The sequence below is a fragment of the Candidatus Accumulibacter meliphilus genome (assembly GCF_036625345.1).
Classification (GTDB): Bacteria; Pseudomonadota; Gammaproteobacteria; order Burkholderiales; family Rhodocyclaceae; genus Accumulibacter; species Accumulibacter meliphilus.
Genome location: NZ_JAZKTZ010000007.1, coordinates 78,881 through 91,862, shown reverse-complemented (window position 1 = coordinate 91,862; position 12,982 = coordinate 78,881). Strand labels below are relative to the sequence as shown.

Below are 12,982 nucleotides of genomic sequence, written 5' to 3'. Positions count from 1 at the left end.
GGCCGGGAAGGCCGCGATGCTGCTGCGCAGTTGCCGCAAGAAACGACCGGGGAGATGCGTGAATCTCGAACGCGACTTGCCAGCGATTGACCAGGGCGCCACTTTCGGCAAACCCGCCGGGTGTGGACTCTGCGGGCGCCGTCGCTGGCGGTGGTCCGCATCGGCAACGCCGCTGGGCGGGCCACCATGAAAGAGTTCGCCTGCCAATACGCCTTTCTGCGCTTTCGTCCCTTTTCTGAAACGGGCGAATTTGCCAACGTGGGCGTCGTTCTGATGGCCGCCGAGGCCGGCTTTTTCGACTTTCGCCTGCTCAAACGTTACGGTCGAATCACACAGTTTTTCTATCCCTTCGACCGCGAGGTGTACCTCAACGGGCGCGAGTTGTTCAAGGAGGAACTGCAGCGTTTTGCCGGCCAACTGCGCTCTGACGCGCTCGATGGCGGCAGGCGAGCGCCGAATCTGCTTTTGGCGAGCAAGCGCTTCGCCGAACTGGTCCGCCCGCGCGACGCCATGTTCCACTTCGACCAGCAGCGGCTCATTCTCGCCGCTGACCCTGAGGCCAAGCTCGACGCTCTCTACGACCACTACTGCGAGCGCAATTTCATGAGCAGGGAGTTTTGACCCCTGTCGGTAGTGACCGGTTTTCGTTCGAGCGGCCGCAGCGCATGCGGTACTCGGCTGGTTCTGGCGGTGGCAGCGTCGGCGTTTCTCTGCTAACGTAAGCAGCTTGTGTATTTCCATGCCGATTGAGGAGAGATGTGCTGATGAGACCGAAGCGTTTTCGGATAGTAGTGATCGCTGCTGCGCTCCTGCTGCTTCCTTTTTACAGTGGCGCGCAGCAGGTCAGCCCTGCTGAGGGCCAGGCCAGCGCGACTGCTGCCACTTCCGTAAGCCCTGCCGCTCCCGCAGCGCAGGCGGTTATTGAACCCGAAGCCATTGCTGCGCTCAAGCGCAGCAGCGAATTCCTGCATACACTGAAGTCATTCAACATTCGGGTCGATGCCAGCACCGACGAGGTCCTCGATAGCGGCCAGAAAGTGCAGTTCGGCTCGTTCGCCAATATCTCGGTGGTCAGGCCCAACCGCTTGCGGGCGGACGTGATCGACGATGAGAAGCAGCGCCAGTTCTACTACGATGGCAAGACGCTGACGGTGTACGGCAAGCTGGTGAACTACTACGCCTCGGTGAGCGCGCCCAAGACCATCAAGGAGATGTTGTCCTTCGCGGAAACCAAGTATGGGCTGGAGTGGCCGTTGGCCGACGTGCTGGCACCGGAGTCCCTGGCGGAAAATGTCAAAGCGGCCTTCTTTGTGGGCCAGGGCCGCGTTGGGGGTGTCCTCTGCGACCATTATGCTTTCCGTCAGGACGAGGTCGACTGGCAGATCTGGATACAGGAAGGCAGCAAGCCCTTGCCGAGAAAGATCGTCATTACGAGCAAGAATGAGGAAGGGGCGCCGCAGTACGAGGCGGTGTTGAGCTGGAAACTGTCACCCAGGCTGGGCGATCGCGTGTTCCGTTTCGTTCCGCCCAAGGGCGCCAGCAAGATCGTCTTTCGCGAGCTGGAAGTCCAGCCGGGCAACGAGAAGTGAGGTGAGATGATGAGCCAAGTCCAATCGAAAAAACGCTTTTCCGGTCGCTTTTCGCGTGCCGTATTGATGTCGCTGCTGGCTGTGGGCGCGCATGATTTCTTTGCTGCTTCGGAGGCCTTTGCGCGCGGGGGCACACACACCAGCGTCAACCGCAGTGCCAATGTGAACCGCAATGCGAACGTCAATCACAACACCAATGTGAACCGCAATACGAACGTCAATCGCAACGCACCAACGTGAATGTCAACCGTAACGTGGACGTCGATGTGAATCACCGCGGTGGCTACCACCCGGTAGGGACGGCAGTGGCGGTTGGGGCTGCCGTAGCAGTGACCGCCGTGGTCGTCGGCTCGATAGTTAACACCCTGCCGCCGAGTTGCGTACCCTACGTCTATGCCGGCATGACTTACCAGCAATGCGGCGGGACCTATTACCAGCCGCAGTATGCAGGCAGTTCGGTGACCTACGTGGTGGTTAACCCGCCCTACTAAGGACGCCTCACAGCTGCCGGGCGAAACTGTTCTGGCGAAGTGCGCGGGAGAAAGCTCGGGAGGAAAGAAGCTACTCTCTACTCTCCGTGCGGAACCTACCAGGCTGCCCCCTGCCGATGCAGGGCTGCAGCCTGGTGCGCTTTCTGGCCCCTCTGCTCGGCCTGGGAAGTCCATAGCCGGGATTCGGGAGGCAGCGCGTCCGTCAGTTCATGTTTGTCAGGATTGCCAGGCCTCGCCTTAACGCCGCCCACCAAAACGGCCGCCGAAGCCGCCGCCAAAACGGCCACCGAAGCCACCGCCGCCAAAGCGGTCGCCGCCGCCCCAGCCACCGCCGCCAAAGCGATCGCCGTCAGCGAAGCCGCCAGCGCTATAGTGACTTTCAGCGTTGCTGCGCGCCTGCTGGTTAGTATCGGCCCAGGAGGTGTCGCCGCCTGCCGATTGCCAGCCGCCGGAAGCGTGTTGTTGCCAGCCGCTGTCGCTGTTGCGGTAGGCGCTGCCATCTGCGCCCGCGTAATGGTTGCCCATCAGGCCGTTCGAGGTGTAGCTCTTGGTCTGTCCGGTCTGGGCATCGTAGGCCGTAGTCGTGTGCTGCGCGCCAACGCCCTCAGGGCCCGCCGTGGCGGCGGCGGTTTTCGAGATCGAGCTGCCGCCCGGGCCGCTGGCCGAGGCGCTGGAGGCGTACGAGCGCTGCCCGGTTTCGGTGTTGTAGGTGCCGCCGCGTGCGACATTGCCGCTCGTGCCGCCGGCGGTGTTGACGGTTCGGTCGTAAGCGCGCTGTGCCTGGCCGGTGTTGGGGTTGTAACTGCGACCGGCGGCGTAGGCGCCGCTGCTTCCGGTGCGCGTGTTGTTGTAAGTGCCGCGGGCGGAGCTGCCGACCTTTCCATCAGCATTGGCGTACCAGTTTCGCGACCCCGAATAGACGGTGTTTCCCCAATGACCATAGACGTCGGCGCTGGTCGAGCCACAGCAGGGATAGCCCCAGTAGCCGGGGTGGTACCAGGCGCCGCCCCAGTAGGGTGCCGCCCAGGCGGCAGTTGCCAGACCGAGGCCGTAGCCATAGGCAAAGCCCACATAGGGGTTGTAGATGGGGGCCGCGGCGAGGCCCCAGGTGTAGGGCGCCGCATACCAGACGGAGCCGATCCAGGGCGTGTAGTAGTAGCCGGTGCCATAGACGACAACGCCGTCGGAGCTGACCACGTTGCCCAGGTAGCCGGGCGTATAGCCGACGTAGACGACCTCCTTGCTGGCACCATAGACGTGCACGTAGGTCACGTAGTGCAGCGGCGAGTTGGTCGGAATGTCATAGATCACCGGTGGAACGCTGCTGGCGACGAACCACGGGCCGGTGAGGCTGCTGGCCGTAAACCAGACGCCTGCCTGGACAGCGAAATAGCTGCTTGGCGTCACCTGGATGATCGGTACTTCGGCGTTGCTGACGTAGCGCAAGGGCGTGGCGTCGATGGCCTGGAACTGCGGTGCGCCATCAAACACCGGCGTGAATTTTGGCCCATTGCTCAGCGGCACGTTGGCGGTGTGCGGAATCGAGTTGGCAATCAGAGTTTCCTGCGCCTGTGGTGTGCCGGCCACCGAGGCGAGAACGACGCCAGCCGGTGCGCTCCTGGGGATGCGGCTGAAGTCGGCGGGCAAGGCATTCGCGGCCGTGTAGGTCCACGGGCCGGACAAGGCCGAGGCGCGGTACCAGCGTCCTGAGAGGAGAGTGTAGTAATCGTTGTTGGCGGTATTCACCAGCACGTCGGCAGTCGTGTTTTCTGCCCACAGCAAGCCGGTGCCGGTGATCGGCACGAAGTTGGGCGGCCCCTTGAAGACGATCAACTCAGCGGGTACCTGTCTGACGTAGAGCGTTGGTACGCCGTTCTGCAGTGTTGGTTTCGGCTCGGCTTGCGGCCCCCCGTCAAGCAGATCGACGTGGCCTTCCTTGGCCAGTTTCTGCGCCAGTTCGTTGAGTTCGTTGAGTTCCTTGACTCCGGGTGGTTCGCCACTGGCCAGGGTCCACGGGCCTTCGAGCGCGTCTGCCGACAGCCAGCCGTCGAAGACATGCAGGTACCAGCGGCTCGCGCCGCGGCTGCGAACGATCAGCGCCTGGGTGTTGATCACGCGCTCGAAGTGCGTATCGGCAAGGGGCCGTATCGCCGGCGAGCCATCGATCGGCACCAGGATGGCCGGCGAATTGCTGACGATGACCTGTGGTGGTTGATTGTTGACCTGCGCCGGCCGCGCTTTCACGGTGCCGGAGGCCGCCAGTTCGCCGGCGAGCAGTGGCAGCGACATGCTGGCCATGACCGTCGGCAGTTGCGTACGCAACTGGCGCAGGACATCGAGTCCGTGATCTGGGAGCGTCGGAAAGCTGGCCCGGCTCAGGCTGAGGTCTTCCAGTGCGACACTTTGTGTGAGGCGATCGACGCCAGTGCGTGCGCTGCCCCAGATCACCCCGAAAGCTGGTTCGCTGGCCGCTGTTTTCTTCACCGCGACGGCGGCACGGAAGTTGAGCGTGTTGCCTTGCCAGCTGTCGACCTGCGGCAGGTAGACCAGCGCCGTGGCTCCGGCAATTTCGGCCTGGCGTGGCCAGCCATCGCTGCCTGTTGGCGGCGCCGCTGGCGGCTGCGCGGCAGCGCCCGGAACTGGCGGAACGGGCAAATTGCCCCACGAATCGGCGCTTCTTAGCGCACCGTCGAAGGCGGACTCCGGGTTCAGGGGAAGCGCATTACTCATCCCGGGGTCATCCGGAAAAGGCATCGACTGCTGGTTGGCACAGCCGATCGGGCCGGCCATGATAACGCCGATCAGGCACGCGAGAAGACGGGGTTTCGGTAGTTTGATGGTCATGGCGTTCCTCTGCGGGGGCCGTAGATCAGGAGTTGGAATTGTGGCGGCGTAGTATGGATTGGCATGCTGGCAGGGGTCAATTCGGGGTTCGCGTGCGCAGGGTTTGCGGAGCGCCTCGCGAAGGCGTGGCGTGCGTCGGCTCGGTGCTCGGGAATCCAGGCTCAGAGCAGTGGGCTGAGTACCTGCACTGCATTTTCCAGGCGGCGGCGCCAGTCTGGCCGGCCGCGCCAGCGCGCCAGCTGCAGTGCTTGCGATTTGCTCTCGTACTGGCTTTGCATGGCGCGTGCCGTGGCCGCGAATGCAGGGTCGTAGGTGAGCATCGAGACTTCGAAGTTCAACTCGAAGCTGCGCAGGTCGAGGTTGACCGTTCCGAAGATGGTGATCTCTTCATCGACGACCATGCTCTTGGTGTGCAGCAGGCCGGCACGGAAACGGAGAATGGTGATGCCTACTTCCAGCAGGTCCTCGACGTAGGCGTTGCTGGCGTAGCGGACCAGCGTCGAGTCGATTTTTTCGGGTACGATGAGGATCACCCGTACGCCGCGTATGGCGGCCGAGCGCAGCGCCGTGAGCAGCGTTTCGCTGGGAATGAAATAGGGCGTCGTCAGGACGATTTCGCGCCTGGCGGCATAGAGTGCGGCGACCAGCAGTTGTTCGATGTGCTGCGTGGACGACTGTGGTCCGGAGGGGAATATCTGCACGTGGCTGTCACCGGCAGGGGCCAGTTCAGGGGGGGGCGGCGGCGCGAAGGGGGTTCCGGTCTGCAGGGCGGTGAGCGAGAGTGAAACCGATTCCAGTATCCACGCCGCCGGTCCTTCTATGCGCACCATCGCGTCAACCCACTCGCCGACGCCGGCGTCCTGTTTGAAGAAGCGGGGGTCGGCGATGTTCATGCTGCCGGTGTAGGCGATGCGGCGGTCGATGACCGCGATTTTGCGGTGGTCGCGGAGGTCGAAGCGGACAAACAAGGCGCGTAGCGGATTGACCGGCAGGATTTCAACGATGTTCACGCCCGCGTCACGGAGTCGGCCAAGTGCTTCACTCTTGAAAAAAGAGCGGCTGCCGAGTGAGTCCATCAGCGTCGAGCAGGGGACGCCGCGTTGCGCCGCGCGGACCAGCGCGGCGACCAGATCGTCCACAAAGCCGCCCGAGCTCCAGATATAGAACTCCAGATGGACCGAGCCGCGGGCAGCATCAATGTCGGCGATCAGCGCGCGCATGATCGAGCTGCTGTCGGTCAGCAGTTGCAGGCGATGGCCTCCCATCAGAGGCAGTCCGGCCGAGCCGGTGGCAAGCCTGCTGACGCTCTCCGCACCGGTACTCAGCACGCCGGGGTCGACCAGGGTCGACGCCGGGATGTCCTGCGCCCAGAGCAGCAACTGCGGTTGCATGGCGATCGCCCGATCCATCCAGGTCTTGCCGAGACGGCGTTCGCCGATCAGGAGATACATCAGGACGCCGACAGCGGGAATCGTAATCACCAGCAGCAGCCATGCCAGTGCTGTTCCGTGCGAGGTCCGCCGGGAAAAGATGCGCAGTGAAACCGCTATCACGGCGATCAAGTGCAGGACAGTGAGAAGATCGAAGACCATGCGGCGGAGTATGAGACGCTCGCCCCTGTGCGGTCAACAAGCCGTCTCCGCGCGACGCCCGATACGGCGCTGCGTCCCTGCTGCCGCCAGAAGGTGATCGATCATCTGTGCTAATCTGCCGGCGTTTGTCGGGTCGTGCTGTGCAATCTCTGTCGTCAGCCAAGTCGAGGCAGGAGTTGCACAAGATTCGCCAGGCCGTGAGTTGGGCCATCAACAAAGGAGAGAGGCACCATGAGAACTGCTGATCGCTATCGATTGTGCGTGGCGCCGGCTGTCCTGCTCGCCTGCCTGCTGGCGGCTGCCAGTGCGGTCGCGCAGGGCAACGCTGTCGTTCCGGATCCGGTCTTGTCGCCGGGCGCCATCGCGCCCGACCCGGCACTCTCTCCGGAACAGATGAACCCGCCACCGGTGCCGTCGGTCGACGCGGTCCGACCAGACGCGGCACTGTCGCCGGAGCAGGATCAGGGCGGGACGGTGCTTTCTCCGGATGCGGTCGCTCCCGACGCCGCACTGTCGCCGGAAGAGACCACGGAGGAACCCGCCCTGTCACCCGATTGACTGCAAGTAACGGCAAGGACCTGACGTACAATACCGCCTGCCATGCAGGTCAATAACCCCAAGGAGGTGTCTAGATGTTCCAGAAAGTTTCGTCCTACGTTTCGACCCTGGTGCTGGTTCTGGCACTCGCCGCTTGCGCCACACCCGGAGCACAGCCGGGTCAAATGGAAATACGCGCGGGCGTCGTCGAACAGATCATTAATACCGAGTTGTCCAGCGATCACCATTCGGGTATTGGTGCTGTCGTCGGCGGCCTTGCCGGTCTCGGAGTCGGCAGTCTGATTGGTGCCGGCACCGGTCGCGACGTGGCGATGGTCCTGGGTGCCGTGGGTGGTGCCGTCGCCGGTCACGAGATCCAGAAGAAGTACGACAAGCCGATTCCGGCACAGCAGGTGATCGTTCGCGTTGGCAGTGGTGTACTGGTGTCGGTGACGCAGCCCGTCAACCCCGCCATCGGCAAGGGGCAGCGCGTCTTCATCGAAGGCAGCGGCGAGGACGCACGCGTCGTTCCGCGTTGAGCGTGAATTGACCGTCGGGTGTCGGCCTGGCACGCCGGTCGACACCCCTGATTCAGATCCCGGATAAATGACCATGCCCTTTCCTGTCGCGAAACCTGACCCGTCTCGTTACGAACGAAGCTCGGGGGCCTTCCTTTTGCCTGCCAGGGCGATTGCCGGTGCTGTGCTGAGTGCGCTGCTCATTGGCGGATGCGCGCCCGATGCTTTTCTGCCCGACGCCCCGTATGAAGACTTTCTCAATCGGGTTCAGAGCAAATGCCTGTATCAGAGGATCGGCAACGTCGAAATCACTTCCGACTTCCTGCAGACGCCATATTTCCTGGACCTGACGTCGCGCTTCTACAACGGCGAGATCCCCCAGGCAGCCTTCGTCGAGAACCTCCAGGGAGCTTATTCTGCAGAGCCCGGTTCGCCGGGCGTGAACTGCCTGCTTGCCCAGATGCCGTCGCAGGGCGGGCCCGTGCCACCGGCGATGGGTGGTCCGCTACCGCCGGCGATGAGCGGTACGCGCTAGTCCGAGCAGTGCATTGGCGGCACTAGCTGCCGCCCCCTTGACGATCCGCATCGGCCGATTCCGCCGATGCGTTGGCGAAGCGGCACTCGAGCACGACAGCCTCTGACGAATTTTCCGGCTGACAGAGCACGCACAGAACAATGAGCAAACGATCCAGAACGAATCCCGGCGCGCCCGCCACGCCTCCCGCCGCCTTACCTGCAGCCCCAGTCGTCAAGCCGGCAAGACCGAAAACATTCTTGCTGGTCGTGGGTCTGGCGCTGCTGCTGGTGATTGCCGCAAGTATCTTCATCGCCATGCGTCAGGATGCGGCGCCGCCGACGTCGCAGGCGCCTGTCGCGCCGCTTGCCGCCTCGGAGCAGCCGCCACCCTTGCCATCACCTGCTGCAGCGCCTGTTGCCGCCAGCTACGTCGGGGCAAGCCGCTGCCAGAGCTGCCACGAGAGCGAATTCAGGGCCTGGAACGGTTCGCACCATCAACTCGCCATGCAGGACGCCACGGCAGCCACCGTGCTCGGTGACTTTGCCGATGCCAGCTTCAACTACCAGGGTGTCGCGTCGACCTTCTTCAAGAGCGCCGATGGCCAGTTCATGGTGCGTACCGATGGCCCCGACGGCAAGCTCAGCGACTACCCGATCAGCTACACCTTCGGCGTCTATCCACTGCAACAGTATCTGATCGCTTTCCCCGGCGGGCGCTATCAGACGCTGCCGATTGCCTGGGACGCGCGGCCGAAAAGTGAAGGCGGGCAGCGCTGGTTCCACCTCTATCCCGAGCAGAAGATTGACCACACCGATCCGCTGCACTGGACCGGCATCTATCAGAACTGGGCGCTGCAGTGTGCCGAGTGCCATTCGACCAATTTGCGCAAAGGCTACGATGCCGCCAGCAACACTTACCACACCACTTACAGCGAAATCAACGTCGCCTGCGAGTCCTGCCACGGCCCCGCTTCGGCGCATGTCGATTGGGCCAGCAAGGCCAAGCCCCCTTACGCCGCGCAGGACGACAAGGGTTTGCCATCGCTGAAGAGCCGCTGGAACGAGGCCTGGAAATTCCCCGCCGAGGGCGCAAAATTCGCCGTGCGTGCGCAGCCGGCCGACCCCGCGGGCATGAACAGCTGCGGCGCTTGCCATTCGCGTCGCTCGACCCTCAGCGAAGGCGGCAAGGCCGGCGCGGTGCTCGAAGATAGTCACCGCCTGGCGATGCTCACCGCGCCCAACTACCACCCCGACGGGCAGCAGCGTGAAGAAGTCTATGTCTGGGGCTCTTTCCTGCAGAGCAAGATGCACCAGAATGGCGTGACTTGCATGGACTGCCACGAACCGCATTCGCAGAAACTGCGCGCCGAAGGCAATGCACTGTGCACGCGTTGCCATCTGGCCAGCGAGTTCGACGTGGCCAAGCACCATCAGCACCAGGCCGGCGGCAAAGGTGCGCAGTGCGTTAGCTGTCACATGCCGAGCCAGAACTACATGGTCGTCCACGCCCGGCCCGATCACAGCCTGCGCATACCGCGCCCAGACCTCTCTATCTCGCTGGGCAGCCCAAATGCCTGTACTCAGTGCCACACCGACAAGCAGCCCGACTGGGCAGCCACCAGCATGGACAAATGGTACGGCAAGGCCTGGCGTGAGCGCCCGCATTACGGCAGCACCCTGCACGCTGGCGAGACGCAAGGTGTGCGCGCCCTGCCAAGGCTGCTGGAACTGGCCAGCAGCCCGGCAGCGCCGGCCATCGTCAGGGCCACCGCGGCGACCCTGGCACAGCCCTACGTCAATCCCGGCACGCTGCCGGCTACGCGTGCGCTGCTCCAGGATGCTGATCCCTCAGTGCGCATCGCCGCTCTCGGCATGCTGGCGCCGGTCGACCCGCTGAATCGCGTGCTTGGCGCTTCCGCCTTGCTTTCCGACCCGGTCCTCGGCGTGCGCATCGAGGCCGCAAGTCTCCTCGCCGACGTGCCCGATAGCCAGATCCCCTCGGCTCGGCGCGCAGCACGCGAAGCCGCCTTGCAGGAATACGAGGCGGCGCTGAAGCTGGAGGCCGACTGGCCATCGGGTAATGTCAATCTCGGCAACCTGCGCTTGCGCCAGGGACGTGTCGACGCGGCTGTCGCTGCCTTCCAGAGGGCGATCATGCTGGATCCGCAGGCGGTCGGCGCCTATGTCAATCTGGCCGATACCTGGCGCCAGCAGGGGCGCGAGTCGGAGGCCGAAAAGATCTTGCGCGATGGTCTCGTGGTGCTGCCACGCAACGCCGACTTGCACCACGCCCTGGGCCTGCTGCTGACCCGCAAGGGGGAGAGCGCCGCGGCGCTGCAGGAATTCGGCGAAGCCGCCCGGCTGGCGCCGGACAACGCGCGCTACGCCTATGTGCAAGCCATTGCCCTGCACTCCGCCGGCAAGCGCGCCGAAGCCCTGGCGCTGCTGCGCGCCGCCAATAAACGTCACCCGAGTGATCTCGAGATCCTCAGTGCGCTGATCTCGATGAATCGTGAGGCGGGCGACCGGCGGGCGGCACTAAGCTACGCCAGGACAGCCGCCGAGCTTCTGCCCGACGACCAGAGCGTGAAGCAACTGCTGAGCGAGGCGATTGGAAGGCCGATTGCGCCGGATAAGGCGCGATTCGAACTATGTAACTGTTTAACACAGAAGACGGGCGAAAAGACAAGCAAGATGGTATGTTCTTTGACAGAAATCGCCGAAGACCATTCGATCAATTTCTTCAGCCCTTAGCCGACTTCCCATCGCCTGGCCCATGACCGCTTTTGCGTGTGCGCCATTAGGCATTGTGGAGAGGCACTCATTTTTCCTCCACATTTGCTGCTCAGAATGTCTCCATTGGCCGGCCGATGGATGTCTGCCAAAGCACAGGAGCGATCTGATGATAAATGTAAGACAAATTTTGGCGCGCACAAGCTTGATGGCTGCTCTCGCGTGCTTTTCCGGCCTGCTTTTAGCGCAAGCGCCTGAGGGTCAAGGGGGGCCGCGCAAACCGCCGCAGGAAGCACTTGATGCCTGCAAGTCATTGAGCGCTGGCCAGGAGTGCGGTTTTACCTCCCCGCAGGGAAGCGTCAAAGGTTCCTGCTGGGCTCCCGAAGACAAACCGCTGGCGTGCAAGCCGAAGGATGAGCCGAGCCGCGGATCCCAAGCAAAAAATCAATAAACGCTTGCCTGATACGGGTCGTCGTACAGGATTGAAAAGGAGTTCATCATGAGCAGCATCGGCAGTGTTGGCAGCAGTAACAACAGTTTCATGATGCAGAGCACGAGGCAGCGCCCGGATACGAAGAGCATGGCCGGGGAGTTGTTCGCGCAGTTGGACACATCCGGGCAGGGTTACCTCCAGAAGTCAGATCTTCAGGCAGCCTTCGACAAGATTTCTTCCACCTCCAGTTCCTCGTCAAGTGCGACCGGCACTTCATCGACGGTTGATGAACTATTTTCAACGCTTGACACGAACAGTAACGGAAAAGTCTCCAAGGAAGAATTCACCGATACTCTGACAAAACTTCAAAACGACCTGGAGCAGCAATACCAGGACGGTCGTATGCAGAAGGCGATGCAGGCGGGTGGGACAGCGGGGATGGAGGGGATGGGCGGCAGGCCGCCACCGCCGCCGCCACCCGGCGACGGACCGAGCATGAGCAAGGACGAACTGAGCAGCACCCTCAATGAAATCGGCACGTCCGACAGCCGAAGCACTCTGCTGTCCGCTATTCTCCAGAGCTTTGATCAGGCGGACAGCGACGGCGATGGCGAAGTCAGCTTCCAGGAAGCGATGGCCTTCCAGCAGTCGAGCGGCGGCGCCAGCGGCTCGGCTGCGACGGCGTCCATCGATGCCAGCCTTGGCGCTGCCTCGTCAGCAGCGGCGAGCGGCAATTCCGAGGCCAAGGTCATGATGCAGATCATGAAGTTGATGCAGGCCTACAACATTGGCAATGAGCAGAGTCAAGACGGCAGTCTGCTGGCTTCGCTGTCGGTTTCGGCGTAGCCCGTGCGAAAGTCGCGCCAGGTCATGACCGTTGATACGGCAATTTCTGTGGGACTACTTCGGAAACATCAACTGCACCTGGAAGCGCAGTTGCCAGTTGGCGGCATTGTCGGGATGGGCGACATTGTAGTAGGCACTGAGCTGGGTGTTTACAGGTAGTTTGCCGAAGTGGAAAATTTTGCCGACGCCGCCGCCCAGCGGCACCGTCCAGCGCTGGCTGTTGTCGGCCTTCCAGTCGGCGGTGACGATAGGCGCCGAGGTGAGATAGAAGCCGCCTTCGAAGTTGTAGTTCAGGAAAGGCTGGAGCAGGAAGTTGTTGTAGCTGGCGTCACTTCCCGAGCCGACCGACCAGACGTTGTTCGCCAGGAAGCCGTACACCCAGGGGTCGCCTTTCTCGAGATGGAGTAACACGAACGACGGGCCAAGTCCCCAGTGGTCGTTGCCGAGCGAGTCGTTGCTGTTGGTTGGCATCTGCACGATCGCGCCGGCGCCCCAGATGGCGCCTTTGGGCACGGCAGGCGACAGGAAGGCCGTCAACTGGATGTCGCCGATGCCGTTGGTCCGATCGCCGCCGGGCACGAAAGCGGGCTGCGAAATCACCGGCATGATCGTGCGCGTGATGACGTTCCATTCGCTGTTGACCTCGATCGGAATCACCGGCTGGACGTTGAGAATGTTTTGAGTGCCGTCGCGTGGTCCGACGTTGAAGTTGGTGTTGTTCTGGAAGGGTACGCTGATCAGGTTGCCGACCGGGTTCTGCGCCAGTTTGGCGAGTTCCTCGGCGCTCATTTCGGCGCGCGCCGGCGTGGTGAGTGCCGTCGCCAGGGCGAGGGGGCCGAGAACGCGTCGCGCCGCGCTTGGAATCATCTTGGATTGCATTGTT

Annotated in this window: 12 protein-coding genes; 9 read left to right on the top strand and 3 right to left on the bottom strand. The window is 62.9% G+C overall.

Translation table 11 applies throughout. The annotated features are described in order from the left end of the window. Window positions 1-120: 120 nt before the first annotated feature. From V5B40_RS15320 to V5B40_RS15305, 4 genes are all read left to right on the top strand, one after another. Window positions 121-621, top strand: coding sequence for a DUF3037 domain-containing protein (locus V5B40_RS15320; RefSeq protein ID WP_169066490.1), 501 nt, complete (start codon window positions 121-123; stop codon window positions 619-621). A gap of 143 nt (window positions 622-764) precedes the next feature. Further along, window positions 765-1,589 (top strand): DUF2092 domain-containing protein, encoded by an 825-nt coding sequence (locus V5B40_RS15315; RefSeq protein ID WP_332355294.1) that lies wholly within the window; start codon window positions 765-767, stop codon window positions 1,587-1,589. 6 nt (window positions 1,590-1,595) lie between these two features. Next, window positions 1,596-1,829 carry a hypothetical protein gene (locus V5B40_RS15310; protein ID WP_332355293.1) on the top strand — a complete coding sequence of 78 codons (234 nt, stop codon included), beginning with the start codon at window positions 1,596-1,598 and terminating at the stop codon, window positions 1,827-1,829. Beyond that, window positions 1,826-2,080: a hypothetical protein gene (locus V5B40_RS15305; RefSeq protein WP_332355292.1), complete on the top strand. Its 255-nt coding sequence runs from the start codon at window positions 1,826-1,828 to the stop codon at window positions 2,078-2,080. The genes V5B40_RS15310 and V5B40_RS15305 overlap by 4 nt, the downstream gene beginning before the upstream one ends. Window positions 2,081-2,317: 237 nt before the next feature. On the opposite strand, the gene V5B40_RS15300 is transcribed toward V5B40_RS15305, so the two are convergent. Together V5B40_RS15300 and cls are read right to left on the bottom strand one after the other, a co-directional pair. Further along, window positions 2,318-4,924: a hypothetical protein gene (locus V5B40_RS15300; RefSeq protein WP_332355291.1), complete on the bottom strand. Its 2,607-nt coding sequence runs from the start codon at window positions 4,922-4,924 to the stop codon at window positions 2,318-2,320. A gap of 161 nt (window positions 4,925-5,085) precedes the next feature. After that, window positions 5,086-6,516, bottom strand: coding sequence for a cardiolipin synthase (cls, locus tag V5B40_RS15295; protein WP_332355290.1), 1,431 nt, complete (start codon window positions 6,514-6,516; stop codon window positions 5,086-5,088). Between the two features lie 231 nt (window positions 6,517-6,747). Between cls and V5B40_RS15290 the strand changes: the two genes are divergently transcribed. The 5 genes from V5B40_RS15290 to V5B40_RS15270 all read left to right on the top strand — a co-directional run bounded on the left by V5B40_RS15290 (window position 6,748) and on the right by V5B40_RS15270 (window position 12,099). Next, complete coding sequence (locus tag V5B40_RS15290) at window positions 6,748-7,074, top strand: hypothetical protein (protein ID WP_169066496.1); 327 nt, start codon at window positions 6,748-6,750, stop codon at window positions 7,072-7,074. Window positions 7,075-7,148: 74 nt separating this feature from the next. After that, window positions 7,149-7,592, top strand: coding sequence for a glycine zipper 2TM domain-containing protein (locus V5B40_RS15285; protein ID WP_169066497.1), 444 nt, complete (start codon window positions 7,149-7,151; stop codon window positions 7,590-7,592). Between the two features lie 73 nt (window positions 7,593-7,665). Further along, a complete protein-coding gene (locus tag V5B40_RS15280; RefSeq protein WP_332355289.1) occupies window positions 7,666-8,106 on the top strand; it encodes a hypothetical protein in 441 nt (146 codons plus the stop codon). A 248-nt stretch (window positions 8,107-8,354) separates the two neighbouring features. Beyond that, window positions 8,355-10,841 carry a tetratricopeptide repeat protein gene (locus tag V5B40_RS15275; RefSeq protein ID WP_332355507.1) on the top strand — a complete coding sequence of 829 codons (2,487 nt, stop codon included), beginning with the start codon at window positions 8,355-8,357 and terminating at the stop codon, window positions 10,839-10,841. Window positions 10,842-11,319: 478 nt separating this feature from the next. Next, the gene (locus V5B40_RS15270; RefSeq protein ID WP_169066499.1) at window positions 11,320-12,099 is read left to right on the top strand and encodes an EF-hand domain-containing protein; all 780 of its coding nucleotides are present in this window, start codon (window positions 11,320-11,322) and stop codon (window positions 12,097-12,099) included. A gap of 54 nt (window positions 12,100-12,153) precedes the next feature. Here V5B40_RS15270 and V5B40_RS15265 read toward each other — a convergent pair whose 3' ends face one another. After that, window positions 12,154-12,978 (bottom strand): transporter, encoded by an 825-nt coding sequence (locus V5B40_RS15265; protein ID WP_332355288.1) that lies wholly within the window; start codon window positions 12,976-12,978, stop codon window positions 12,154-12,156. Window positions 12,979-12,982 lie beyond the last annotated feature (4 nt).

Bases quoted from the DNA above. Each gene is read 5' to 3' on its own strand.
- V5B40_RS15310 (WP_332355293.1), top strand. From the start codon at position 1,596: ATGATGAGCCAAGTCCAATCGAAAAAACGCTTTTCCGGTCGCTTTTCG.
- V5B40_RS15280 (WP_332355289.1), top strand. From the start codon at position 7,666: ATGCCCTTTCCTGTCGCGAAACCTGACCCGTCTCGTTACGAACGAAGC.
- V5B40_RS15285 (WP_169066497.1), top strand. From the start codon at position 7,149: ATGTTCCAGAAAGTTTCGTCCTACGTTTCGACCCTGGTGCTGGTTCTG.
- V5B40_RS15300 (WP_332355291.1), bottom strand. From the start codon at position 4,924: ATGACCATCAAACTACCGAAACCCCGTCTTCTCGCGTGCCTGATCGGC.
- V5B40_RS15265 (WP_332355288.1), bottom strand. From the start codon at position 12,978: ATGCAATCCAAGATGATTCCAAGCGCGGCGCGACGCGTTCTCGGCCCC.
- V5B40_RS15270 (WP_169066499.1), top strand. From the start codon at position 11,320: ATGAGCAGCATCGGCAGTGTTGGCAGCAGTAACAACAGTTTCATGATG.
- cls (WP_332355290.1), bottom strand. From the start codon at position 6,516: ATGGTCTTCGATCTTCTCACTGTCCTGCACTTGATCGCCGTGATAGCG.
- V5B40_RS15315 (WP_332355294.1), top strand. From the start codon at position 765: ATGAGACCGAAGCGTTTTCGGATAGTAGTGATCGCTGCTGCGCTCCTG.
- V5B40_RS15290 (WP_169066496.1), top strand. From the start codon at position 6,748: ATGAGAACTGCTGATCGCTATCGATTGTGCGTGGCGCCGGCTGTCCTG.